The 24,963-nt window shown below is 49.3% G+C and carries 20 protein-coding genes; 6 read left to right on the forward strand and 14 right to left on the reverse strand.

Features of this window, described 5'->3' with window-relative positions:
• Positions 1-3: 3 nt before the first annotated feature.
• From LQE92_RS11280 to LQE92_RS11305, 6 genes are all read right to left on the reverse strand, one after another.
• Positions 4-1,260 carry a Glu/Leu/Phe/Val family dehydrogenase gene (locus tag LQE92_RS11280; protein ID WP_231063059.1) on the reverse strand — a complete coding sequence of 419 codons (1,257 nt, stop codon included), beginning with the start codon at positions 1,258-1,260 and terminating at the stop codon, positions 4-6.
• 241 nt (positions 1,261-1,501) lie between these two features.
• A complete protein-coding gene (locus LQE92_RS11285) occupies positions 1,502-2,770 on the reverse strand; it encodes a dicarboxylate/amino acid:cation symporter (protein ID WP_231063060.1) in 1,269 nt (422 codons plus the stop codon).
• On the reverse strand, positions 2,771-3,628 hold the full coding sequence (gene rfbD / locus LQE92_RS11290; RefSeq protein ID WP_231063061.1) for a dTDP-4-dehydrorhamnose reductase: 858 nt from the start codon (positions 3,626-3,628) through the stop codon (positions 2,771-2,773).
• A 26-nt stretch (positions 3,629-3,654) separates the two neighbouring features.
• Positions 3,655-4,320, reverse strand: a complete 666-nt coding sequence (locus LQE92_RS11295; RefSeq protein WP_231063062.1) for a GTP pyrophosphokinase — start codon at positions 4,318-4,320, stop codon at positions 3,655-3,657.
• A 24-nt stretch (positions 4,321-4,344) separates the two neighbouring features.
• A complete protein-coding gene (locus LQE92_RS11300; RefSeq protein WP_231063063.1) occupies positions 4,345-5,256 on the reverse strand; it encodes a S1 RNA-binding domain-containing protein in 912 nt (303 codons plus the stop codon).
• Positions 5,257-5,398: 142 nt separating this feature from the next.
• Complete coding sequence (locus tag LQE92_RS11305) at positions 5,399-6,256, reverse strand: nitroreductase family protein (RefSeq protein WP_231063064.1); 858 nt, start codon at positions 6,254-6,256, stop codon at positions 5,399-5,401.
• Between the two features lie 382 nt (positions 6,257-6,638).
• Here LQE92_RS11305 and LQE92_RS11310 point away from each other — a divergent pair, with 382 nt between their 5' ends.
• The 4 genes from LQE92_RS11310 to LQE92_RS11325 are packed head-to-tail and all read left to right on the forward strand — an operon-like array spanning position 6,639 to position 11,807.
• Complete coding sequence (locus tag LQE92_RS11310; RefSeq protein ID WP_231063065.1) at positions 6,639-7,982, forward strand: efflux RND transporter periplasmic adaptor subunit; 1,344 nt, start codon at positions 6,639-6,641, stop codon at positions 7,980-7,982.
• Positions 7,979-8,668: an ABC transporter ATP-binding protein gene (locus tag LQE92_RS11315; RefSeq protein WP_269141926.1), complete on the forward strand. Its 690-nt coding sequence runs from the start codon at positions 7,979-7,981 to the stop codon at positions 8,666-8,668. The genes LQE92_RS11310 and LQE92_RS11315 overlap by 4 nt, the downstream gene beginning before the upstream one ends.
• Entirely contained in the window at positions 8,665-10,539 is a 1,875-nt protein-coding gene (locus LQE92_RS11320; RefSeq protein WP_231063066.1) for an HlyD family efflux transporter periplasmic adaptor subunit, read from the forward strand. The genes LQE92_RS11315 and LQE92_RS11320 overlap by 4 nt, the downstream gene beginning before the upstream one ends.
• 11 nt (positions 10,540-10,550) lie before the next feature.
• The gene (locus LQE92_RS11325) at positions 10,551-11,807 is read left to right on the forward strand and encodes an ABC transporter permease (RefSeq protein WP_231063067.1); all 1,257 of its coding nucleotides are present in this window, start codon (positions 10,551-10,553) and stop codon (positions 11,805-11,807) included.
• Positions 11,808-11,882: 75 nt separating this feature from the next.
• Here LQE92_RS11325 and LQE92_RS11330 read toward each other — a convergent pair whose 3' ends face one another.
• Genes LQE92_RS11330 through LQE92_RS11345 form a run of 4 tightly spaced genes read right to left on the reverse strand, consistent with a single transcriptional unit; the run spans position 11,883 to position 16,532 of the window.
• Positions 11,883-12,944, reverse strand: coding sequence for a sugar ABC transporter substrate-binding protein (locus LQE92_RS11330; RefSeq protein ID WP_231063068.1), 1,062 nt, complete (start codon positions 12,942-12,944; stop codon positions 11,883-11,885).
• Between the two features lie 33 nt (positions 12,945-12,977).
• Positions 12,978-13,952, reverse strand: a complete 975-nt coding sequence (locus tag LQE92_RS11335) for an ABC transporter permease (RefSeq protein WP_231063069.1) — start codon at positions 13,950-13,952, stop codon at positions 12,978-12,980.
• Between the two features lie 22 nt (positions 13,953-13,974).
• Complete coding sequence (locus LQE92_RS11340) at positions 13,975-15,471, reverse strand: sugar ABC transporter ATP-binding protein (RefSeq protein ID WP_231063070.1); 1,497 nt, start codon at positions 15,469-15,471, stop codon at positions 13,975-13,977.
• A 26-nt stretch (positions 15,472-15,497) separates the two neighbouring features.
• Positions 15,498-16,532: an NAD(P)-dependent alcohol dehydrogenase gene (locus tag LQE92_RS11345; RefSeq protein WP_231063071.1), complete on the reverse strand. Its 1,035-nt coding sequence runs from the start codon at positions 16,530-16,532 to the stop codon at positions 15,498-15,500.
• Between the two features lie 258 nt (positions 16,533-16,790).
• On the opposite strand from LQE92_RS11345, the gene LQE92_RS11350 reads away from it, so the two are divergent.
• Both LQE92_RS11350 and LQE92_RS11355 read left to right on the forward strand, forming a co-directional pair.
• Entirely contained in the window at positions 16,791-17,912 is a 1,122-nt protein-coding gene (locus tag LQE92_RS11350; protein ID WP_231063072.1) for an ROK family transcriptional regulator, read from the forward strand.
• Between the two features lie 30 nt (positions 17,913-17,942).
• Positions 17,943-18,923, forward strand: a complete 981-nt coding sequence (locus LQE92_RS11355; protein ID WP_231063073.1) for a carbohydrate kinase family protein — start codon at positions 17,943-17,945, stop codon at positions 18,921-18,923.
• 14 nt (positions 18,924-18,937) lie between these two features.
• Here the strand turns inward: LQE92_RS11355 and LQE92_RS11360 are convergent, their stop codons facing one another.
• From LQE92_RS11360 to dhaL, 4 genes are all read right to left on the reverse strand, one after another.
• Entirely contained in the window at positions 18,938-21,445 is a 2,508-nt protein-coding gene (locus tag LQE92_RS11360) for a diguanylate cyclase domain-containing protein (RefSeq protein ID WP_231063074.1), read from the reverse strand.
• A gap of 206 nt (positions 21,446-21,651) precedes the next feature.
• On the reverse strand, positions 21,652-22,317 hold the full coding sequence (locus tag LQE92_RS11365; RefSeq protein ID WP_231063075.1) for an HD domain-containing protein: 666 nt from the start codon (positions 22,315-22,317) through the stop codon (positions 21,652-21,654).
• A gap of 25 nt (positions 22,318-22,342) precedes the next feature.
• A complete protein-coding gene (locus tag LQE92_RS11370) occupies positions 22,343-23,998 on the reverse strand; it encodes a Na/Pi cotransporter family protein (RefSeq protein WP_231063076.1) in 1,656 nt (551 codons plus the stop codon).
• A 301-nt stretch (positions 23,999-24,299) separates the two neighbouring features.
• Complete coding sequence (gene dhaL / locus LQE92_RS11375; RefSeq protein WP_231063077.1) at positions 24,300-24,944, reverse strand: dihydroxyacetone kinase subunit DhaL; 645 nt, start codon at positions 24,942-24,944, stop codon at positions 24,300-24,302.
• Positions 24,945-24,963: the final 19 nt, after the last annotated feature.

Raw genomic sequence — 24,963 nt, forward strand, 5'->3', positions numbered from 1 at the left:
GCATTACGGCCAGATGCCTCTCAGCTTCTTGGCTTCAACTGTTCTCTTGATCGCGATGAGATATGCGCCGATTCTGGGTTCTACGCCTTTTTCCTTTGAGATATCCCAAACGGCTTCAAAAGCGCGGTCCATGATCTCTTTCAGTCTCTTATTCACATCTTCTTCTGTCCAATACATGGACTGGATGTTTTGTACCCACTCAAAGTAGGATACAACTACGCCGCCTGCATTGGCAAGAATATCGGGAATCAGAAGAATGCCTCTCTTCTTAAGAATCTCGTCAGCTTCTACGGTAGTAGGACCGTTGGCAGCTTCAATGATGATCTTGCAGTTTAATTTGTCTGCATTGCCGCCGTGAATCTGGTTTTCCAATGCTGCGGGCACCAATACGGTCGTCTCAAGCTCCAGAAGAGCTTCATTGGCGATGTGCTCAACTCCGGGAGCATTGTAGCCTTCCAGGAGAGCCTTGGGCGTCTTCAGATATTCCAGAATTCCAGGGATATCCAGGCCATCCTTGCAGTAAAGGCCGCCGGATACGTCGCTGACGCCGATCACTTTCATACCTTCTGCATGGAGCAGCTTAGCGGAAATGCTTCCAACATTACCCATGCCCTGTACTACAACCGGCGTTCCAGCCATTTCCATGCCCAGCTTAGCCAGAGTATTCTTAGCAGTGATCATAACGCCGCGTCCAGTAGCTTCGCTGCGTCCAAGAGCGCCGCCGATTTCAATGGGTTTGCCTGTCACTACGCCGGGAACACAATGTCCCTTTAACATACTATATGTATCCATCATCCAGCCCATGACCTTAGCGTTGGTTCCTACGTCGGGAGCGGGAACATCCTGATCCGGCCCGATGATGGGAGCGATCATAGCAGTAAATCTTCTGGTGATCCTTCTCATTTCTCCTTCTGACAAAACAGTAGGGTCGCAGATAACGCCGCCCTTTGCACCGCCATAGGGAATATTCACTACGGCACATTTGAATGTCATCCATGCCGCAAGTGCCTTTACTTCATCCTGGTTTACATTCGGATGGAAACGAACACCGCCCTTAGCCGGTCCGCGGCTGGTGGAGTGCTGAACACGGAAGCCTTCAAATACCTTAACACTGCCGTCATCCATTTGTACCGGAATAGAAACCTTTAATTCTCTCTCGGGATACTTAAGTGCTTCATAGTCGCTCTCTTCGTATCCTAAAACCTTTGCTGCGTTTTCTACTACTGCCAGCACGTTGTCGTAAGGATTATACTTACCCATAACGAAATCCTCCTTTTTTCTTGAAAAATCTTTGAGTTCGGTATCGCCTACACCCCCATGTAGCGTCGCCATCTATCCTCATTATTTCTCAAGAAGCCAAGACTGTCAACACCCTTTTTGTATTCGGAAAAAAACATCAAATTGGGGAACTTTGACAAAAGAATTTTAAAAAAGTAAGCCCGGAACTATAGTTTCTAAAGTACATTTCCATCCTAAAATTTTAGTAGTCAGAAAATCTTCCTTATGCCATATCGTTGAATATCTCTTTATCAAACCCTCCCGACTGATGAGCAACAATCGTGGTACATACGGCATCTCCGGTGACATTGACCGCCGTCCTGCTCATATCCAGGATCCTGTCGATCCCCATGATGATTCCTATGGCTTCCACCGGAAGGCCCACAGAGGTAAATACCATGGTGAGCGTCACCAGACCCACGCCGGGAACGCCCGCGGTTCCAACAGACGCAAGTGTGGCAGTCGCGATCACCATCGCATATTCCCGAATCCCCATGGGAATTCCGAAAGCCTGCGCCGCAAATACGACAGCCACGCCCTGCATGATAGCCGTTCCATCCATATTGATCGTGGCTCCGAGGGGAATTGTGAAAGAAGAGATTCGCTTCGTCACCCCCATCTTTTTTGCCAACGTATCAATGGAGAGCGGGATCGTCGCGTTGGATGTCGCTGTGGAAAAGGCGAAACCCATGACCGGTACAAATTTCTTCAGAAATTTAACAGGACTTGCCCCGGTAAATGCCTTCAGCATCACCATATAGACCACACAGCACTGGATCAGAAGGGCGAGCATGACTCCCGCCATATATTTAAGAAGATGGGCAAATGCTCCGAAGCCAATATTGGTAAAGGTCTTAGCGACCAGGAAGAATACCCCCACGGGCGCCGCCTTCATCACCATCATGGTCATTTCCATCATCACATCATTAAACTGAGAAATAAAATTGGATACCACATCCGCCCGCTCTCCCAGCTTCGCCAGGATGATGCCCACGATCAGCGCGAACAGGATGATCTGGAGCATATTCCCTTCCGCAAGGGCTTGTACCGGGTTCTTGGGTATGATGCCCAGCAGAGTATCCGCCGCCGAGACCGGTTCAACCGGAGCGACTTTTACAGACTGCAGCTCCGATATATCCAAGCCGAGCCCCGGATTTATCAAGTTTCCGATCATCAGCGCCACCGTGATGGCCAGCGCCGTCGTCACCAGATAAAACAGGAGGGTCTTGACTCCCACCTTTCCGAGGCTCTTAGTATCGCCTATGGCAGAGCTGCCACAGACCAGGGAACAGAAAACAAGAGGAACCACAAGCATCTGCATCAGGCGCAGGAAACCGTCTCCCGCCACTCTGAAAATGCCTCCCACAAGCACAGTATCCCTGATGTATCCTTCAGGAACGAGATAATGAAGAAGAACGCCTGCCAGAGCCCCCAGCAAAAGCCCGATAAATATCTTTGTGGTAAGCCCCGTTTTCTTCTTCTTTTCCGTCATTTACTCCTTCTCCCTCCCAGACATGAACTTCTCCAGGGAATCCTTCCAATGGGGCATCTCATAGATGCCGGATACCCTGAGCATGAAATTATCGAGCAGTGTATATCTGGGCCTGTTCACAACTGACGGATTTTCTCCGGCGGCAAGAGGTTCAATATTGACCGCTTTCCCGGACAGCCTCACAATCTCCTTGGCAAATTCATAACGGCTGCACATACCTTCACAGGAAGCATGGTAAATCCCATATTCCGCGGAATCCACCAGCTTTACGATGAAGTCGGCCAGATCCACAGCGCTTGTCGGGGTGCTTATCTGGTCTGTCGGCACAAAAATCGTATCCTCCGTGAGCAGTCCCTCCAGAATATAACTGACAAAGTTATTCTTAGTATTCCCATAAATCCAGGAACTTCTCACTACCATGTGTTTTGGCACCAATTCCCGTATAAACATTTCTCCGGCCAGTTTGGATTTTCCATATACGGTCTTGGGATTCACCCGGTCGAACTCCGTCAGAGGATGCTGTGCCGTACCGTCAAACACATCATCCGTAGAGATATGAATCAGCTTCGCGTTGATCTTTCTGGCCGCAATCCCCAGATTCCTCGCCCCAAGAGCGTTTACCCGGTATGCCGCCTCCACATTCCGTTCGCAGGCAGCCAGATCCGTCATTCCGGCGCAGTTTATCACCACGTCCGGATGGTTCATGTTGGCAAAGGAGATCACCATTTCCAGACTGGTAATATCCACATCCATGTCAGAGGTCAGGACTTCCATCTCGGCGTCCTCATGAAGCATCTTGTATATCGCAGAGCCCACCTGTCCTTTGGCTCCCGCGATCCATACCCGCAAATTGCTCATATTGTCTCCTCTCTCCGCGAGTCCCGCTACGGCTGCGCCTGGCTGTCGTCCTCCGGTTCCCCGGCCTCCTGCAGAGACTCATTGAGAGCCATCATCCGTTCATCCAAAAGCGCCACCATATCGGCACATTCCTTCAGGTTCTCACGCATGTGGGACGGAGCCGCCCCTTCAAACTTATAATGGATCTTATGTTCTAAGCTGGCCCAGAAGTCCATGGCTATGGTCCGTATCTGTATCTCTACCTTCATCTCCACCTGCCCGCTGGACAAATAGATCGGCACAGAAATGACCATGTGGTAACTGCGGTAGCCGTTGGGCTTTGGATTGGCGATATAGTCCTTGACCATCAGCACGTTCACATCATTCTGCCTGGAAATGGCATCCGCCAGATAATAGATATCAGATGTGAAGGAACAGATGATCCGCACGCCGGCGATATCATGAAGCTCCCTATACATATTGTCGATGGTAGCCTCGAACCCCAGGCGCTTCAGTTTCTTCACGATGCTCTCCGGCGTCTTGATCCTGGCTTTTACGTGTTCAATGGGATTATAGTGGTTGATATGATGAAATTCATCACTCAAGATATTGACCCTTGTCTGGACCTCCTGAAGCGCTGAACTGTACAGAAACATCAGCGTCTTCCATTGATCCAGCTGATCATATTCCTTTGGTAATTCCGGTATTGCCATAGCTTCCTCCCCCGGCGTCAGGATTTAATCCAGTTTAAAGCCTTTCAGCAAAGCTCCCAGGCTGGTAGAAGCCTGACCGTCTTCCGTATACTCCGCACCGGCCGCCGTATCCTCCGGCTCCGTCACGTCTTGCAGCGCTTTCATGCTCAGACTCAGTTTCCCGTCCTTGAGTGCGGTAATCTTTACCGTCACACGCTGTCCCACGCTCAGCACCGCTGAAGGAGATTTGATCCTTTTATCGCTGATCTGCGACACATGAAGAAGTCCTGTTGCCCCATTGTCAAGCTTAACAAATGCCCCATAATTCTGGATGGATTCAACCACACCTTCTGAAACCGCCCCAACTTCACAGGACGCTATCTTTTTCTGCTTCTCTGCCATTTTTCTGGCGTACGCTAATTCCCTGGCAGAAAGCACCAGCTTCTTCGCCTCTCTGTCCACCGTGATGACCTGTACTTCCAGCTCCCGTCCAAGCCAGTCTTCCAAATTTTCCACATATGAGCTGTCCAGCTTGGATGCCGGAATGAAGCCGCGGATGCCTTCTACATACGCTACCGCGCCGCCCTTCACAATCCCGTCCACTTTGACCTGCAGCGTGCTTTTATCTTCAAAGCACCTCTCCATTTTCTCCCAGGCCAGCATATCATTCGCTTCCTTTTTAGACAGAAGAATATGTCCGTGTCCATCATCAGTCTTAATGACAGTCGCCGTCACTTCTTCCCCCATCTGTACCGTCTCCTTTAACACACAGTCAGGGGCATTGCTGTAATGCTCTTTTGTGATTATCCCCTCTGTATAGGACTGAAGGTCCAGCGTGATCTCATCTTCGCTGACACCGATCACTGTCCCTGTCAGGATGTCCCCTTCTTCTACCCTTTTAAAGGAGGCATCCAGCTCCTTTTTGTAATCATCCATTGTTTCCATGCGTTCTTCCATTGGTCTCCCTCCCGGTTCATGTTATTGTTACATTCATCATATCATTATTTTTCCATGATGGCAATCTTCCGGTCTGAATTCCATAGAGTTTCTATGGCGGAGATCCCTTCTGCTTTCCTTCTGCGCCCCGGCCTTTCTGCCGTCAGATCCTTGCGAATGTGGCGTCCTTCGGTTCCAGGCGAAGAGGAGGGAAGGGAGACTGGTCCGGATACCCTATGTCTACGTATGTCACCACCTGTATCTCCTCCGGAATCTGAAACCGTTCTGTCAGGCGCCTGCGCATCTTGGGGTTAAAGGTCAGCCATGTGCCGCCCAGCCCGTAAGCATGAGCTGCCAAAACAATGTTCTGGCCGGCGGCCCCGCAGTCAAGCAGCTGATTATATTCCGGCATGGCCTGATTCCCGCGGTAATTTCTCATATCCTGAAGAAGTACGATATGCACAGGTCCTCCCGGTATGTCGCTCCCTCTGAAAAGCCCCGGTTCTGACTCCTCCCGGACAACCAGATAACGAATGGACTGAAGATTGCAGGCATGGGCCGCCCATAGTCCCGCTCTCAGTATTTTGTCAATAATCTCGTCGGGAACCCTCCGGGAAATATCCCAGTGGCGGACCGAACGGCGTTCGTATAATGTGCGTTCAAATACTGGAATCTCCTCTTCCGTCAGCCATTTCGGCTCATACTCAGATAAATCCAGATTTCCGCCCTCTGTCAGGATACCGGCGAACTCCAATAATTTATTCACATAACAATATTCGGGAAAGTCATGGGAAAGTCCCCTTTTCTCCCATACCCGCAGATATTTTTTCGCAGTTTCAAGCTGCTTGTCCGGAAACGTTTTTTTTCTGTAGGCGCACTCATACAGCTGAATTTCCATCGTATGGTGGCACCGTTCCCGAAAACGGGCCCGGAATTCCACTTCATCCATGGACAAAAGCTCCTCTTCTGTCCGTTCAAACAAACCTTTAATTTCTTCCTGTGTCATTTTTTCCACATCCATGTTTGACCTTCCCTTCTCTCGTAAAATTGTCCCCGGCAGCGGGCCGGCGTATTTTCAGATATTTTTGTCATAAATCCACCTCCGTATTTCCATTGTATCATAATCAGCGTAAAAATCTATAGAAATCGATTTCATTTATTATTTCATATAAAGTTTTTATTATAATTAGTCTACATTGATTTTAATATATTTTGTATATTTGCTATTACAATCGATTTCATTTTGATTTATTTAAAAAACAGTTCAACGACACCTTTCTCAGCAAAAAAATACAGATTCTTCGGACAATCATAATTAATTAAGGAATCTTAATAATTTATCAGTTTATATATCCTTTCTGTTCTGGTAAACTATAAAAAAGTATGGTAAATGGAGGATATATATGAAAAAGAAAGTCATCATAGGCATCGGCATCGTTGTGCTGGCTGTCATAGCAGGACTGGTCATCTGGAGAGTTACAGTCTCCAATAAGCCGGGCGGAGACGACGAGGCCGCTTTATACGCTGATTCTGTCAGTATGCTGACAGGCACCGGCCTTGGTACACAAAACAGGTTTGCCGGAGTGATCGAAGCTCAGAACACGCTGAAGATCCGCCTGGAATCGGAACAGACGGTCAAAGAGATATTTGTGGAAAAAGGCCAGTCCGTGGACGTTGGAACGCCTCTCTTTCAGTATGATACGGAAGATATGGGCATGAAGCTGGAGCAGGCGCAGCTGGAACTGGAAAAAATCTCCAACGGAATCGATACGCTGAACGCCCAGATTGAAACCCTCACAAAAGAAAAGAAGAACGCTCCTTCCAGCGAACAGCTGTCTTTTACCACTCAAATCCAGGAGCTTCAGACAAATGTGAAGCAGGAAGAGTATAATTACAAAGTTAAGGAGCTGGAAATCGGGAGGCTGCAGAAATCCATCGAATCCGCTGTAGTGAATTCCACCATCGCAGGTATCGTACAGGAAATCAATGAAAATCCGTCATATGACAGCTACACCGGAGAACAGCAGGCTTTCATGAGCATCCTGGCTGTTGGAAAGTACCGGGTAAAGGGAAGCATCAGCGAGCAGAACATGCGTAATTTTTACGTGGGTATGCCTGTCATCGTCCACTCCAGAGTAGATGATTCCCTTATCTGGTCCGGCACTGTGGATACCATTGACACAGAAAAGCCCATCACCGGCAGCAGCGACGGCATGGTGGTCTCTTCCGGTTCAGATTCCAGTGTACAGGCTACCAAATATCCCTTCTATGTGACACTGGATTCCAGCGACGGCTTGATGCTGGGCCAGCATGTATACCTGGAACCGAATCTGGGACAAGGAGAGGAAAAGGACGGCATGTGGCTCATGAGCTCCTACATTGTTCAGGATGACGGAGACCCCTATGTATGGGCCGCGGGATCAGACGGAAAATTGGAAAAACGTCCCGTATCCCTCGGGGACCACGATGAAGAGATGGATACTTATAAGATCCTGGACGGCCTTAAGGCTTCCGATTATATCGTTTGGCCCAGCGAAGACTGCAAAAAGGGCGCGACTGTGTATAAAAACGACGGTTCAATGCCCCAGGGCAATTTCGGCGGTGATATGGAGGTTCTGCCCGGCGGTGAGGAAAATGGTGTGATCGGCGGTATGGACGGAGAAGCAGACGGCGCCATGAACAACGTTCCGGAGGGTGATGATTCTGCCGTCAACGCCCCTTCAAAGGAAATGGAGGAAACACCATGATTTTAGAACTTGACCATATTTTCAAGGATTATATCCAGGGCAAGCTGGTGGTTCCCGTGTTAAAGGATGTGACTCTTCATGTGGAAGAGGGCGAGTATGTGGCCATCATGGGGCCTTCCGGCTCCGGCAAGACTACCCTCATGAATATCATCGGTTGTCTAGATACGCCCACCTCCGGCAGCTGCCGTCTGAACGGCAGCGATCTGCTGCATCATAAAGATAAAGAAATGTCCAGAGTCCGCAACCGGTCCATCGGTTTCGTGTTCCAGAGCTTCAATCTTCTCCCCAGACAAAGCGCACTGGACAATGTATCGCTGCCCCTTCTCTACGCGGGAGTATCACGAAAAGAGAGAAAAGAGCGGGCGGCTCAGGCTCTGGCCAAGGTGGGTCTTGAAGACCGTATGGATTTTAAACCCACCCAGCTTTCCGGCGGCCAAAAACAGCGTGTGGCAATCGCCCGCGCCATGGTCACTAAGCCTTCGATCCTGCTGGCCGACGAACCCACCGGTGCGCTGGATACCGCTTCCGGCCTCCAGGTCATGGAACTGTTCGAACAGCTGAACACCGAAGGCATGACCGTCATCATGATTACTCATGATCCCGAAATCGCGGCTCACGCCAAACGGACCGTACACATCCGGGACGGTATCCTGAGCAGTGAATGCAGAGAGGAGGGATTAGCATGAGATCCTCCAGGAAAAAACTCATTATCATCCTGGTATCAGTCCTTCTCGTAGTCGTCCTTGCGTGCGGAGGCATCTTCTATGCGGTAAAGCACAGCGGAAAACCGGTGCAGGTGGCCCCTGCCAGCGCTATGAACCAGGGCTATTGGGATAACAATTCCGATATTTCCCCCTACGGGAATGTCACCACCAACATGAATCAGGAGATCCGATATGATGAATCCCTGATCATCACTAAAATATACGTAAAAGAAGGGGATACCGTAAAGACCGGCGATCCTCTTATCGCCTATGATACTTCCCTTGTTTCCCTGGAACTGGAGATGAAACAGATGCAGATAGACGGCATCGGCCTGAATATCCAGAATGTCCAGGCAGAGCTGGACCAGCTGCGGAAGACAAAGCCGGTGGCATTCGCTTCTCCGAGTCCGCTTGCCGGTATGGCTCTGGCCTCCTCCGCCACAGACCCCACCAGCCCTACCGATCCCACGGAACCATCTTCCTCCCCGGAACCCCTGCAGGGCAGTGTATACGGCTCCGTCACCCCGGAATCCATCCCTTACAAGGGAACCGGGACAGCGGAGGATCCATACCGGTACTATGTATTTCCCGAAAACGGAAAGGCTTCTGTGTCCATTAGCAGAGAATACTTGAAAAAGGCGCTGGGAGAAAAAACGGTTTCTGTTTTTGATACGGTGGACGACGGCAAGCTTCCCACTAAGATTGTAAGCTCCTGGGAAATGAACTTTGAAACTATCACGGAACTTGTCCAGCCCTCCATAGGCACAGAATTCCCCGAAGAGCTCCATGGACAGACGATCTATGATGAGATCACGGCAGAATCCATTCCCTATAATGCGGAGACGGCTGACGGCTCCGAGGCCTCACCTTACCGGTTCCTCTGCGCTCCCGGAGCTTCGGCTGACGCTTCTTTCCTTTCTGCCGCCCTGGAGAACCAGACTGTTTCCATCTTTGATGTAGTTGATAATGTGGATAATCCGACCCGCATCCTTTACTTCTGGACTTTAAACGGAAAGAATTTAAATCCGGATGAGCCGGAAGACCCGGACATTCCTGACGATCCTGGATTTGACGGTCCTGACATCGATATTCCTGACATCAATGTTCCCACCGGTCCTACTAAAGAAGAGCTGCAGAAACAGATCAAGGAAAAGGAAGAGGCTCTCAAATCTCTCAGCCTTGATAAGCGGACGGCGGAGCTGGAGCTGAAGCAGCTTCAAAAAAAGATGGATGACGGTGTGATCACCAGCACAGTGGACGGCACGGTAAAATCTGTACTGGACGAAGAAACCGCCAAGCTGGAAAGTTCTCCTCTCATCACCGTCACCGGAGAGGAGGGGTTTTATATCACTGGCTCTGTGGCCGAGACATCTCTGGAGAAGATCGCCAAGGGTATGTCAGTTTCAGTGACTTCCTGGAATTCCGGAATGACATATGACGCTGCCATTACAAGTGTGAGCAATTCTCCCGCTTCCGGAAACGGCTATGGCAATGGAAATCCCAACATGTCCTATTATCCTTTTACCGCTGTCATCAAGGGTGACGCGGAGCTGCAGAACGGCGAAGGCGTAGATTTATCCGTGGAAGGCATGGGGACTCCTTCTTTTGAGGATGTCCTGTATCTCTCTCAGGCGTTCGTCCGGGAGGAAGGGAACCAATATTATGTCTATAAAAAGGGCGAAGACGGCCTGCTCACCAAGCAGTATATTGAAGCCGGAAAGATCGTCTACGGAAGTATCGAGATCAAGTCCGGTCTGAATATGGAGGATGAGATTGCGTTCCCATACGGCAAAGACGTGAAAGAAGGCGCCAAGACGGAATCCGTCGACTCGCTTTATAACTATGGAATGTAGGAGGAGGACCCATGTTAGAAAATATACGATTATCCTTTCAGGGAATCTGGGCCCATAAGCTCCGTTCCTTTTTGACGATGCTGGGCATCATCATCGGCATCGGTTCTATCATCGCCATCGTGTCTACGATCAAAGGCACCAATGAACAGATCAAGCAAAATCTGGTCGGCGCCGGAAACAACGCGGTGAAAATACAGCTGTATCAGGGCGACTGGCCAATGGATCTCACTTATACCAGTCCGCCGGACGGCGTACCCGTTATCATCCCGGAAGTCCGTGAAGAAATCCTCGGCTTGCCTGAGGTCATTGAGGCCTCTCTCTACTACACGCGGAACGAGTACAGTGCGGTCTTCAACGGTTCACAGACGCTTACCGGAGGCAATATCGTGGGTATAGACAATCATTACCTGGATGTCTATGGGTATCAGATCACCAAAGGCCGCGGCTTCACTGACAAGGATTTTACCGACAGCCGGAAGGTAGTGCTGCTGGACAAAACGGCATCGTCCAATTTGTTTCAGGGAGAAGATCCCATCGGCAGGACTGTCGAGATCAAAGGCGAACCGTTCACGGTGATCGGCCTGATCGGACAGAAAGCCGGTTTTGAACCGGTCATAAATTCTTTAGAGGACTATGAGCGCTATGCGTCCAATTACTCCAGCGGCCTGGTCTGCGTCCCCGACGCCATCTGGCCAGTCCTGTACCAGTACGACGAACCACAGAACCTGGTGGTCCGTGCCGCCAGTACCGACGACATGACCGCTGCCGGTGAAAAAGCTTCTGACATCCTGAACGGCTATTTGTATGTATCGGACGAAACCATAAAATATAAAGGCGAAGATCTGCTCGAGCAGGCAAATAAGCTTCAGGAGCTCAGCGCGGCGACCAACAGACAGCTGATCTGGATTGCCAGCATCTCCCTGCTGGTTGGCGGAATCGGCGTCATGAACATCATGCTGGTGTCTGTCACAGAACGTACCCGGGAAATCGGCCTAAAAAAGGCTCTGGGCGCCAGAAAGACCCGCATCCTTGGACAGTTCCTGACCGAAGCCGCAGTGCTCACCGGCCTGGGCGGCGTTCTGGGAATCGGCGCCGGTATCGGCCTGGCCTACATCATCTCGAGTCTGTCCCAGGCTCCGGTGGCCATCAGCATTCCGGCTATCGTAGTGTCCGTGGTATTTTCCACCTTGATCGGCCTTATATTCGGAATCATTCCTTCCTTTAAAGCGGCCAATCTGAACCCCATCGATGCGTTGAGACACGAATAATACTCCATGGCATCAAAAACAGGGCTGCCGCACTAAGCAATTAGTGCGGCAGCCCTCTGTTATTCTATTCTGTTCTTAATTTTTTATTGCTTCGTCAACTTCTTCCTGAGTCAGCGCTCCTTGTTCAATATAAAAGTCAATGTATTCGTCCACGTTGTCTTTTGTGATCAGAATCGTATCAATGGACTCTTCGATCACTTCGTCCTCTCCTTTTAAAAGTCTGGCTGCTGCCGCCAGGTTCTTTTCCGCCAGCTCTTTTGTGTTCTGCATCACAGTTGCCGTATAAGTACCTTTCTTAATAGCCAGAAGTGCTTCGGGCACCGCATCTACTCCGTATGTCTGGATGTCTTTGTAGTCGGGATTGTCCTTTACTACTTCGTAACAGGACATGGCCAGCGCGTCGCCGATGGTGAGCACTACGTCAATCTTTCCATAAGACTGTACCCAGTCTTCCATTGTCGCCATAAAGGTGCCTTCATCCGCACGGTCTGTGATTTTCTCCGCCAGGATCTCGCAGTCCGGGCGCTGTTTCACAAAAATATCCTTATACGCTTTCAGCCTGGACTCTGTATGAAGGTTTCCGGGATTGCAGGAAAGGATGACCACTCTTGCGTTTTCCGGCGCTTTTTCTACGGCCAGTTCAGCCAGAACTCTCCCCTGATCGTAAGGATCCGCGTCAATCCAGGAACCGCCCTCCACTTCACGGATTCCGGCGTTCGTGGTAATACATTTGATTCCCGCATCCACAACCTTCTGAGCATAAGGAAGCTGCAGATCTCCGTCGTTTGGCTGGATAATAATACAGTCGTATTCCTTTGTAATGCAGGTTTCGATCAAAGTATTTTCTTTCGCACTGTCCGATTCCGCATCCAGGATATCCAACGTGAACAGGTCTTTATAATTTGCCTCCCATTCTTCTTCCATGGACTTTGCAATCCTGGCGGCAAAGCTGTCCGCCATGTTTCTTGAAATAAACGCTACCTTATACGTTTCCCCGCCAGATGCTTCCTTCGTACTTCCTGTTTCCGTTTTCGTCTCCCCAGATACCGCTTTTGTTTCCTTCTTATCACCGCCCCCACAGGCTGACATAGAAAGGACCATACATACTGCCATCAATACTGCCAACAACTTTTTCATTTTTCTTCCTCCTTTTTGAGTGGTTGTATCTGCTTATCCCTTAGAGCCCTTTTTGTAGGTCTTTTTCTCCTTGGAATAAAGATCCCATATAACCGCGCCTGCAATGATCACGCCTTTTACAATCTGCTGGATATAGGAATTGACGGATATCAGATTCATGATATTGCTTAAAAAACCCACGATGAACGCGCCGATCATTGTGCCGAAAGCCGATCCGACACCGCCGGAAAAGCTGGTCCCGCCTATGATCGTGGCAGTCATCGCGTCAAATTCATATCCCTGGGCTCCATTCGGCATGGCGCCATTGACTCTTGATACAAAAACAGCAGCCGCAATGCCGACTAAAACGCCATGGATGGCATACGTCTTCATTTTCACAGACTTCACTTTAATTCCGGAAGCATTGGCCGCCTGTTCGTTTCCCCCGATCGCATAAATGGAACGGCCCATCCTTGTATGATTTGTCAGATAAAAAATTACAGCAAACGTGACAAGCATAATGATGACAGGTATCGGGATTCCCAGAAAACTCCCCTGTCCGACTACCGTAAATTTCCCCAGGTCATAGATATTCTGTCCGTCTGTATAAAAAAGTGCGGCTCCTCTGGCCATCGTCTGGATGGCAAGGGTCGCAATGAATGGGGGCGTCCTGAACTTCGTCACCATAAATCCGCTGAGCAGATTACAGACCACTGATACCCCGATCGCTACGGCGAAGGTCGCCGCAATGCTATGGGTCACATGATAGGCGGACACCGCCAGAACGCCGGCCAGTGCTACTACGGCGCCGGCCGCCAGATCCAGCAGACCCGCGGTGATGAGCAGCATCTCGCCAAACGCGATGATCAGGATGACTGACTGCTGCCTCGCCACATTCAATAAGTTGTCGGGTTTTAAAAAGTGTTTATTGGCTATGGCACAGACGGCCATAAATACAACCAGTATCAGCACCAGACTGTACTTACTCAAAATTTTATGAAAATCCCTTTTCGGTTTCTGTGTCTCCATCGTCCATCCTCCCAATCATTTTTCACTCTGCTGTCCTTACTGCGAAATTCATAATGGCTTCCTGAGAAAATTCCTTTCTGTCCAGGCCCCCCGTGATCACTCCTTCATGCATTACATATATCCGGTCGCACATGCCGATCAGTTCCGGCAGCTCCGAAGATACCATGACAATTCCCTTTCCATCCCGGGCAAATTCTTCCATCAGCTGATAGATCTCGCTCTTGGCCCCCACGTCGATTCCTCTCGTCGGTTCATCCATGATCAGTACGTCCGGGCTGCAGAGCATCCACTTTGCCAAAATCACCTTTTGCTGGTTCCCGCCGGAAAGGTTCTCAATTTTTGTTTCCAGCGACGGTGTTTTAACGTTCATCCGTTCACAGGCTTCCTGTACCTTCTCCTTTTCTTTTCGTTTGTGGCAGCGCCCTTTATAAAAGAACTTTTTCAGCGAAGCCAGGGAGGTATTTTCTATAATGTTCCTTACCGGTACAATGCCGTATTGCCGTCGGTCCTCTGACACCATCGCAAGTCCGTGGGCGATCGCCTGCCATACGTGCCGGATCTGCACCGGCTTTCCTTTTATGTACACCTCTCCTTCTGTATGAGGATCCATGCCAAAAACCGCGTTCATCACTTCTGTCCGGCCTGCACCGACCAGTCCCGCGAATCCTACGATCTCTCCCGCTCTGACATCAAACGAAATATTCTCGAATATTCCAGGCGAGCAGAGCCCCTTTACCTCCAGGACTTTTTCTCCCACCTGGACTTTTGTTTTCGGATACTGATTCTCCAGCTTTCTCCCGACCATCATCTCAATCACCTGGTCGATCGTGACCTCCGATGCTTTTTTTGTCCCTACTACCGCCCCGTCCCGAAGAACCGTGATCTCATCGGCTATTTTAAATATTTCATCCATTTTATGGGAAATATAAATGATGCTGACTCCCCGTTTTTTCAGCTGCTCAATCTTATCAAACAAGAATGTCACTTCTTTATCAGATATGGAAGAAGTCGGCTCATCCATGATGAGTATCTGGGCGTCAAAGGATACCGCTTTCAATATTTCGATCAGCTGAATATCCGCTACACTCAGGCTCCTCAAAAGCGTGTCATGAGAATACGGAAATCCCTCCTGCGTCAGGAGCGCCTCCGTATTCATCCGTATCGTTTTCCAGTCAATCTTTCCCTTCCGTTTCATCGTCCAGCTGCCCAGATAAACGTTCTCCGCTACGGTCAGATCCGGCACATAAGAAAGTTCCTGAAAGATCATGGCAATTCCGTTGGCCCTTGCGTCCACCGGGCTCTTTATCTGGACCGGCCTGCCGTCGATATAAATCTCCCCTTCGTCCTGCCGGTATATTCCGTCTAGAATTTTCATCAGAGTGGATTTTCCGGCCCCGTTTTCCCCACAGAGTACATGAGTCGTCCCTTTTTTCAGCCGAAAGCTCACTTGGTCCAGCGCTTTTACTCCCGGAAAAGATTTCGAAATATTTCTAAGTTCCAGCTTGATCTCTTCGCTCATATCCACACCTGCTTTCTGTCTGGCCGTCAAAACCGGATGACCGCTTTAATAACATCTTTTGCTTCCTCCACCACAGTCCGGAAAGCCGCGTCACTGTCGTCAAAGGAAAAATAATGGGTGACGATCGGTTTCACATCGATGGAGCCGCTGGCGATTGCGGCGATTGCCACAGGATACAGATTTCGATAGCGAAAAACAGATTTGATCGTAACTTCTTTCACCATGATCTGGGAAAAGTTAAAGTTGATCGTGCTCTCTGCCGCCATTCCCACGAGTACCACCGTACCGCCCCTCTTCACAAAAAACGGCGCCTCTCCAATGGTCGCTGCCGATCCTGCCGTTTCAAATACCACATCAGCTCCCCGGTCTCCGAAGATTTCTTTTACCCTGGCCGCCACGTCTTCCTTTCCGGCGCTGATGACGCCGCTGGCTCCCAGACGTTTCGCAGCTTCCAGACGTTTCTCGAACAGATCGGCCACCACGATTTCCGATGCTCCCCGTGCTTTTGCCGCCAATAACGTCACCAAACCGATGCAGCCGCCCCCCAAGATCAGTACACGGTCTCCCAATGTGACATTTCCCTGGCTCGCAGCGTGAAGCCCCACTGCCAAAGGTTCCACTAAAGCACCTTCCTCTGTGGACACAGTTTCCGGAAGCAAATAGCACATACCCGCAGGATGGACCACATATTCCTGAAGGGCCCCAGGTGTAGGCGGATCCGCAAAAAAGCGGACGGACCGGCAGAGATTGTATTTGCCGCTTCTGCAAAGCTCACACGTACCGCATGGATAACCAGGCTCCAGGGCAACCCTGTCTCCCGGACGGAGTCCGTTTACCAGATCTCCCACCTCCATAACCGTCCCGGCCACTTCGTGTCCCAGGATAAACGATGGAGGCGCCGCCACATCTCCGATATGTCCATCCTTATAAAAATGAACGTCCGAACCGCACACCCCGCAGTACTCCACTTTCACCAGCGCTTCCTCCGGGCCCGGCACCGGAACAACCGCGTTGTCTCTCACCACGATTTTCATCGGCTTTTCCAAATACGCTGCTTTCATTTTCTTATCCCTTTCTTTCTGTTGACATTTCGGAAATACTTTTACTATAATAGTTTTATAAAACTATTTTATATAATATATTAGCATATTAGTATAATATTTCCAAATTGTCAACTAAAAAATATATCTTTATGGGCAGAATGACAGCTTTCTTTATCAAAAGGCGGAAATTCGATTGCATTTCTTTTAAAATATGTTAAACTAATAACAAGTTATTTTATAAAATAATTTTATAAAAATATAATAAAAGGAGATATTATGGCACCAATTAATACCGCCAACATTAAGCAGTACAATCGAAATAAAATATTCCGGCTGATTGCGGGCCGGAAAAAGATTTCGAAACAGGAGATTGCGTACGAACTTCACATGAGCCTTCCTACCATCAGTCAAAACCTTCAGGATTTAAAAAACGCTGGGCTGATTATGGAAAACGGGGCCCTGGCCTCAAGTGTCGGGCGCAAGGCCACAGGCTTTTCCATCGTGCCGGACGCCAAGGTCGCTCTCGGCCTGGATATCACTCTGAACCATATTTCCATGGTCCTTGTGAACCTGAACGGCAGCGTGATCCACAGTATGCCAAGAAAGCACTACCAGATTAAGGGAACAGAGGGAAGCTACCGGGAAGTCAGTCTTGAAATATCCGAATTTTTAAAGGCCTCCGGAGTGAGTCCGGACCGGGTGCTCGGTATTGGGATCTCCATACCGGGAATCATTACGGAATACGGGACTTATATTTTCCAGTCCTCCCTTCCGGTGCCCGGGAACTTCTACGAATGTATCCGTCCGTATATTCCGTTTCCCTATACCTTGTACAACGACGCCAATTGCGGCGGCCTTGCAGAATTCTGGAGCCGTTCTGACATTGATGCCATAGCTTATCTTTCACTCAGTAATACGGTAGGCGGGTCTATCTTAATGGGAGGTGAGACCTACCTTGGCGTATCCAACCGAAGCGCTGAATTCGGCCATGTCACCCTGGACCCCAACGGGCTGCCCTGCTACTGCGGGAAGATTGGCTGTTCCGACGCTTATTTAAACGCAAAGCTTCTCTCTTCCATAGCGGGGGATAATCTGGCCGCTTTTTTCGAAGGTCTTAAAAACGGGAATGAATCATTCCGTCAGTGCTTTGATATTTACCTTCAGAACCTGTCCATATTGGTCAATAACATCAACATGTCGCTGGACTGCGATCTGATCCTGGGAGGATACGTAGGAATTTATCTGGAACCATACATTGAAAGGCTGAAAGAATTGGTGAGCGCCCGTTCTACTTTCCCCACCGACGGCTCGTATATCAAGGCCTCTTCCAAAGGGTTTGAGGCCGCTGCCGTCGGCAGCGCTCTTTATTATATAGACGAATTTATTCAGCAGATCTAAAGAATTGGAAAAGAGAGGAGAGAATTGACAATGGAAATGAGAGAAGAAGAAAAAACCTATGATGTCGTCTGCGTCGGGCAGATCGTACAGGATATCATGATCACAGATATCCCTAAAAACGCGCTGACCTCCGAAAACAACACATTTAAGTCAGACACCCTTCTTTTCGCCTCCGGCGGAGACGCGGTAAATGAAGCGGTGGCCTTATCCAGACTCGGCAGCAAAACCGCCCTGATGACCCGCCTGGACACAGGAAATGTGGGAAACACACTCTATCATGAGCTGGAAAAGGAGCCTCTCGACCTCTCCTATATTGTCCGGAAAGATGATTGTCTGACCCTTTCCACGATTGTGATCATCATGCCGGATGGAGAGCACGTCTTTTTGGCCGGTCCCGGAATCAATTATAGTCCTGAGCTTTCCGACATTGACTTTTCATTATTTGCCAGGACAAAAGCAGTTACAGCTGGCAGCCTCTTTTCCCTGGGACCGCTGGACCGCGGCGGAATCGCCAATCTGTTTCAGGCGGCAAAGTCTTCGGGCGCACTCACTGTTGCCGATATGAATAATGACGTGGAGCACATCGGCCCCAGAGCTTTAGACTGCGTTTATCCATATACGGATTACCTGATGCCCAGCCTCGACGAAGCTGTCTACGTATCCGAAAAAACATCTCCGGATGAAATCGCGGACTTCTTTTTGTCCAGGGGCGTCGGAAATCTGGTCTTGAAACTGGGGGCAGAAGGCTGTTTTTTTAAAAACAAAGCAGAGCGTTTCTTTATGGACCCCTTCCAGATTACGCCCAATGATACGACCGGATGCGGTGACAATTTCGTTGCCGGTTTTCTTCATATGCTCTTGAAGGGAAAAAGCCACAAGGAATGTGCTCGTTTCGCCTGCGGGTGCGGAGCGCTGAATTCTCAGGAGCTGGGCGGACATTCGGCGGTCCGGAGCGAAGCACACGTAATAGAATTCATGGAAAAAAACAGCCAGATTTCCATACGACGATAAGCCGCCAGACTCTCTTATTCCCAGATCTGATATCGGTCACGGCCTTTTTCCTTTGCCTGATACAAGGCTTTATCCGCCCGTGTATACAGCTCATCGTAAGTATCGCCGCGGCTGGCCAGAGCCGCGCCCAGACTGATTGTCAGCCCTTTACCATCCTCGAGCCTCAGTTCACGTACCTTTTCACACAGGAATTGGCACTTATCCATGAGTATCCGGCGGTCTTTGATGGAATTCATGTAGACGGTGAATTCATCTCCTCCCGGCCTTCCGACGATATCATTGGAGCGGAAGCTCTTTTTTAAAAGCTCCGCTACCTGAATCAGTACCCGGTCGCCCTGCATGTGCCCGTATGTATCGTTAACATTTTTAAAATTATCCACATCGAACAGCAGAAGTGCTCCTATTTCTCTCTCCTGCAGATTATCAACAGCTTCTTTGATCTGTTTTCGGAGCGTCTCCGAGTTATAAATATGCGTCAGGCTGTCCAACTGCGCTTTCTGCAGCAGAATGTCCTTCTCATGCTTCTCTTCATCAATTATATTGAGCTTTCCGAGGGTATACGCCGGCGCCTCTCCGTCGAACACCGTCTCAATGGCTATCCGTACCCAGTGGCGGTCTCCTTCAAAAAACAGCTGAAGCTCGTGCACTCCGTCGTCACAGGAGCTGAGTATCTTATAGAAAAGCTCTTTCTGCTTTTCTTCATTCTCATTGTCTTCCGCCTTGTTGTGATCATATACGATCAGGCGGGGACGGCCGCTTTCCTTCGATGGGGCGGAGACGATCGTCTTATTATCCCGGAAGCTGTATTCCAGAAAATATTCGTTTACCAGGCCGTATACTCGAAAATGCTTTTTCAGCTCAAGCGCCATCTGTTTGCTCATACGCGCTCTCTGGCGAAGAAAATATAACAAGGACAAGATGATGAGCATTAAAATCCCAGCGACCAATCCTATGGTCTCAAGAGGGTTCGCCTTGATAAAGCTTCGGACCGAAAAAGACTGCTTCTGTACTGTGTTTCGAATAAGGATTTTCTGCATTTCCTCCTCAGGTATCAGCAAGATAATCTTGTTCAATACGGAGATCAGTTCCTGGGGTCCTGGCTTTACAATGCCAAAGCATATCTCCCTGGACTTATATGCCTGGGGAATGAGCTTCAGATTCGCATATTGAGGCAGGTTGACAAAATACTGTGCCGTATAGGCGTCAACACATGTATAGTCTGCTTTTCCTTTGGCTACAGCTCGGATACATTCATCGGTGCTGTCATAATGCACCACTCCTCCTTCATGCTCTCCCCCATAATATCCCGAAAATGTCAGCGCAAGCGTTCCGCTCCCGATATCATCTTCACTGCATTTTTCATTCATGAGAATCACGTATTGAGAGGATACGTAAGCCTGTGACATGGACAGCCGCCGTTCTTTGGCCAGATCATAGTCGTAGGGCATACCCGCCACGAGATCGATCTCATCATTTTCCGACCTCTTGTATAGTTCTTCCGGCGTATCTACACATACGAACTCAAATTGAAGTCCGGTATTCTCTGTCACATAGTCCAGCAGGTCGATGGAAATCCCTCCCAGGGATCCGTCCTCTTTCTGGTACTGATAAGGAGCCTGCCCTTTCAAGACTCCAATCCTCAGAGTTCCGGCGCTTTCCAAATACCGCTTTTCCTCATCGCTCAGCATCAGCGTCTCTTCCGAATAAGAGAAATATTTTTCGTACAGAACATTGGAAAAATACGGATTCACCTGTTCGATGTTCATCATCGCAGCATTTAGTTCATCCAGCAGCTCAGCGTTTTTTCCTTTGGTCGTCACAAAATAAAAGGGCTTCGGAGAAAATCTCGCTACGGTTTTGACGCCTTCGATATAGTTCATGCTGGAATTCACCATCATATCCGCCTGCCCGTTTTTCAGTGCCTGCAGCTGCTCCTCAACAGTAACACAATCCACGTATTCCGGCATGACCAGATTCATCTCGCAGAAATCTTCCAGTTCCTCCCTGGTCTGCTTCGCTGCAGCCGGAGCTGCGATCCGGAAGCTCTGCTCGATCTGGGAATTGATCAGCTTATTATCGACCGTATCATAAAGCACCTGGAGCACTGTCTCTTTCACACCATAGCTTTGGCTGGAATAGTCAAACATCTGACCGGTTGTCTCATTGTATACCATGCCTCCCATCAGATCAATTTCACCGTTTTCCAGCATCTCCATCAGCGTAGTAAGGCTGTCATTGATATCTCCCGGCACCTCTACAAATTCATAATCCCAGCCCGTATACTGCGCCACTTCCTGCAGATATTCATAGGTATAGCCGGTATATCTGCCTTGATCGTCGACGTCCGTCAGACCAGCCTGTATCGGATATGCCACCCGTACCGTCCGGGTCCCCTGAATCTGCTCTGACTCAGCTTTTGCTTCCCGGTCACCGCCCTGTTCTCCCGCCGCCCGGACAGGATGAAAACCACTCATAAATATCACAATAGCCGTCATAAACAAACAGGCTAATCTCTTTTTCATATTATCATCCTCATTCCAGAACCATTATTTCTGTCCAAAAAATAATTCCTGCTTCTGTCATTCGTCTGTCAATATAACAAGAGTATTATACCTCTCCCGCCACTTTCCCGCAAGTCTAAGAAAGAACATCGCGGACAGATGACCTGCCATTCTCAAAAATATCCGGTCATCTGCCCGCGAAGTCATCTGCTTCTGCAGGTTTTCTGTTATACAATCTTACTTCCATTCGCCGTCATCTTGAAGCGCATGCCCAGCATTTCCGCAGCCCGGCGGCACATCAGCATTCTCTGCAGGAATATCTCAAAATAATCCATCATGGAGCACATGCTTTCATCCAGTTCAATGTTCAGGGTTATGACCTTCTTTTCCGCCTGAATCATCAGTTTGGAAGATTTGGCGGCATAATTCACCCGGTCATGCTTGTCAAAAGTCTCTTTGATCTTATTCCGCACCCGGTTCCTCCTTACATCCGTCTTGTCTGCCAGGATCAAAGCGGCCGACACTGCATCAACGGCTGTCCCTGTATGTTCGTCGTGCTCTCCGATAGCGCTGACCACCACGGCTGTTTCTCCGGCGTTCATTCCCTGCTCTCTTAAAAGCTGGAAAGCCATCAGGGCTCCACTGTGGGCATGGTCATTCCTGTTCACACAGTTTCCAATATCATGCAGGTATCCGGCAATCCGGGCCAGTTCCGCCGTCCGCTTTTCGCAGCCCAGCTCCTTCAGAATCTTTCCCGCTGTTTCGGCTGTCTTTACCGCATGCTTTTCAGAATGCTCTGTAAAACCCAGGGCTCCCAGTACCGCGTCTCCCTGTTCAATATATGCCTTAATCTTCTTTGATTCCTTTAGGCTCTTATACGTGATCTCTTCCATATTTCTCCTTTATTTCCCGTCTGAATCACATTTCATCCTTCACATATCCGGCTATATTGTACGCATGATCAGATACCCGTTCCAGATTTCCCATGATATCCAGGAAAATGACACCGTGGGAAGCGCGGCACTCATTGTTCGCCAGCCTGGCTATATGTTTGTCCCTCAAATCTTCCTCGGTGCTGTCCACCAAATCTTCAAACTTGATAACCTGGCGGATGCTTTCCGCATCCTCATTCCTTCTGGCTGATACGGCGTTTTCCACGGAGCCCACCGCATAGGAGAAAATGGTCTCCAGATCCTTCTGGCCCATGGGGGAGAACTGGATATCTCCCTGAATCTTGCTCTCGGCCAGCTCCGCGATATTTTCTGCGTGGTCCCCGATGCGCTCCAGGTCGTTGACCGTATAAAGAAGATTTTTAACCTGTTCTGACTGTTCCTCCATCAACGAAAGATTGGAAATCTTCACCAGATATTCCGTCAGCGCCTTTTCCATGAAATTTATGGTTTTTTCCTGGGCAAAGATCCGGTCCACCGATTCCTGATTGTTTGTGAGGACCGCGTCCTCTCCCAATTTCACGTTGTCGAGGGACAGCTCTCCCATGCGGACGACTTCGCGCTTCGCGGTCTCAATGGCAAAGGAGGGGTTTTCCAAAATTCTGGTGTCCAAATGGGACATGATCTGCTGCTCAAGTGTCTCCTCCGGCTCCTGTACCTTTTCCCGGACAATCTTCCCGGACAGGGATACCAGCCTGCCCGCAAAAGGAAACATAATCAGTGTGTTCGTCACGTTGAATATGGTATGGAACACGGAAATCTGTGTACTGTTGATAGTGGACGCCGCCCAGTTCCCATTCAGGCTGAACACGATGAACATCACTATGCCGAACAGCACCGCGCCCATCACGTTGAACATCAGATGAATGACTGCCGCCCGTTTCGCCGTCTTATGGGCTCCGGCACTGGCGAGCAGCGCCGTCACGCAGGTACCGATATTTTGCCCCAAGGTGATATAGACGGCCGAATTCCAGGTGACCACTCCGTTCATGGCCAAGGTCTGCAGAATACCAACGGAAGCTGAGGAGCTCTGAATGATTCCGGTGACCACCACACCGGCCAAAATACCGAAGATCGGATTGCTTCCAAGCACCGTGAATATCTGAGCAAACACAGGCGCGTCTTTATAAGGTTCTATGGAGCCGGACATAAAGCTCAGCCCAATGAACAGGACACCGAAACCCACCAGGATGGTTCCAATTTCCTTTTGGCGTTCCTTTTTCGCAAACAGGAGCATGAATGCCCCGATACCAATGAGGACAGGAGCAAAGAATTCCGGTTTCATGACTTCTCCCCATTCACTCATGGATACCAGCCATGCGGTGACGGTCGTACCGATATTGGCGCCCATAATGACGCCTACCGCCTGGGACAGACTCAGTATCCCGGCGTTGACAAAACCGACGACCATGACCGTGGTCGCGGAGCTGCTCTGGATGATGGCGGTGATCAGCGCGCCCAGCAGCACGCCTAAGAGCCGGTTGTTCGTGATATATCCCAACATCCGCTTCATCCGGCCTCCGGCCGCTTTCTGAAGGCCGTCCGCCATGATATTCATACCATAGAGGAACATACCCAGGCCGCCGACAAATTGGAATAAAAGTTTCACATCGCTTAATGACATAAAAATCTCCCTCATACACGTAATCAGAATCGTTCATCTTCTACTATACAAAATTTATGTCAATTCAAAACCATCTTTATGTAAAATTTGTGTAAAGTCAATATTTGAATCAAGCTTGAATCAGTCCCGCACATCGAGAAATAATTATTATTATTTCCGCCTTCATCTGATATTATTACATCAGCATCGCTTTCAATGTAAAATTTTTGTCTCTACACGGTAATTTAAAAGCCCCGGTACCGGCACCGGGGCTTTTTTTCATATCATTCGCACTTTCATCATTGCCTGATATATTCTTCAGTTATAATGTTTCGATTATATAATCCATCATAATACTAATTTGATAAGACATAGTCACCGCTCCCGGATCCAGGTGTCCGACACCCTTGTTCTCCTGATAAGAGGCTCTGCCTCTGACGGCCTCCATGTTTTTTGTATTTTCTGCTCCGTCAATGGCCGCCTGCTTAACCGCGAGGCACAATTCTTTCTCTGATTTGTGCTCCGCCAATGCCTGACGATATGTCTTTACTGCCGGTGCGAGACTGTCAATCATCGTCTTAAAGCCTTCTTTGGATTGTCCTCTGCTTATGATGGCTTCCAACATCGCCGCAAGGGCATCACAAAGACTATTTACATCAAGCGTGTCCTTCCCTTTCACCGCCCTGGCAGCGGCCAGATAAGCGCTTCCGTATAAAACGCCGGAAGATCCGCCGATCACTGCCATCATTGTCTTTCCCATTTCCTGAAAGACTCTGTCAATGGGCATACTTAAGAATTGATCTGTTTGCTTTGTCAGCCGCTCAAATCCCATATCCATGTTGACCCAATGATCGCCGTCACCGGTTGCGCTGTCCAGCGCAGTGATATAGTCCTTTTGGGCATGTATATAGGCGTAGGTTCTTTTCACAAATTCCGCATAGTCTGTCGAAGAAATCATAAATCCCATAATCTGATCTCCCTTTCCT

This window comes from Lientehia hominis, from assembly GCF_021044755.1.
GTDB lineage: Bacteria > Bacillota > Clostridia > Lachnospirales > Lachnospiraceae > Lientehia > Lientehia hominis.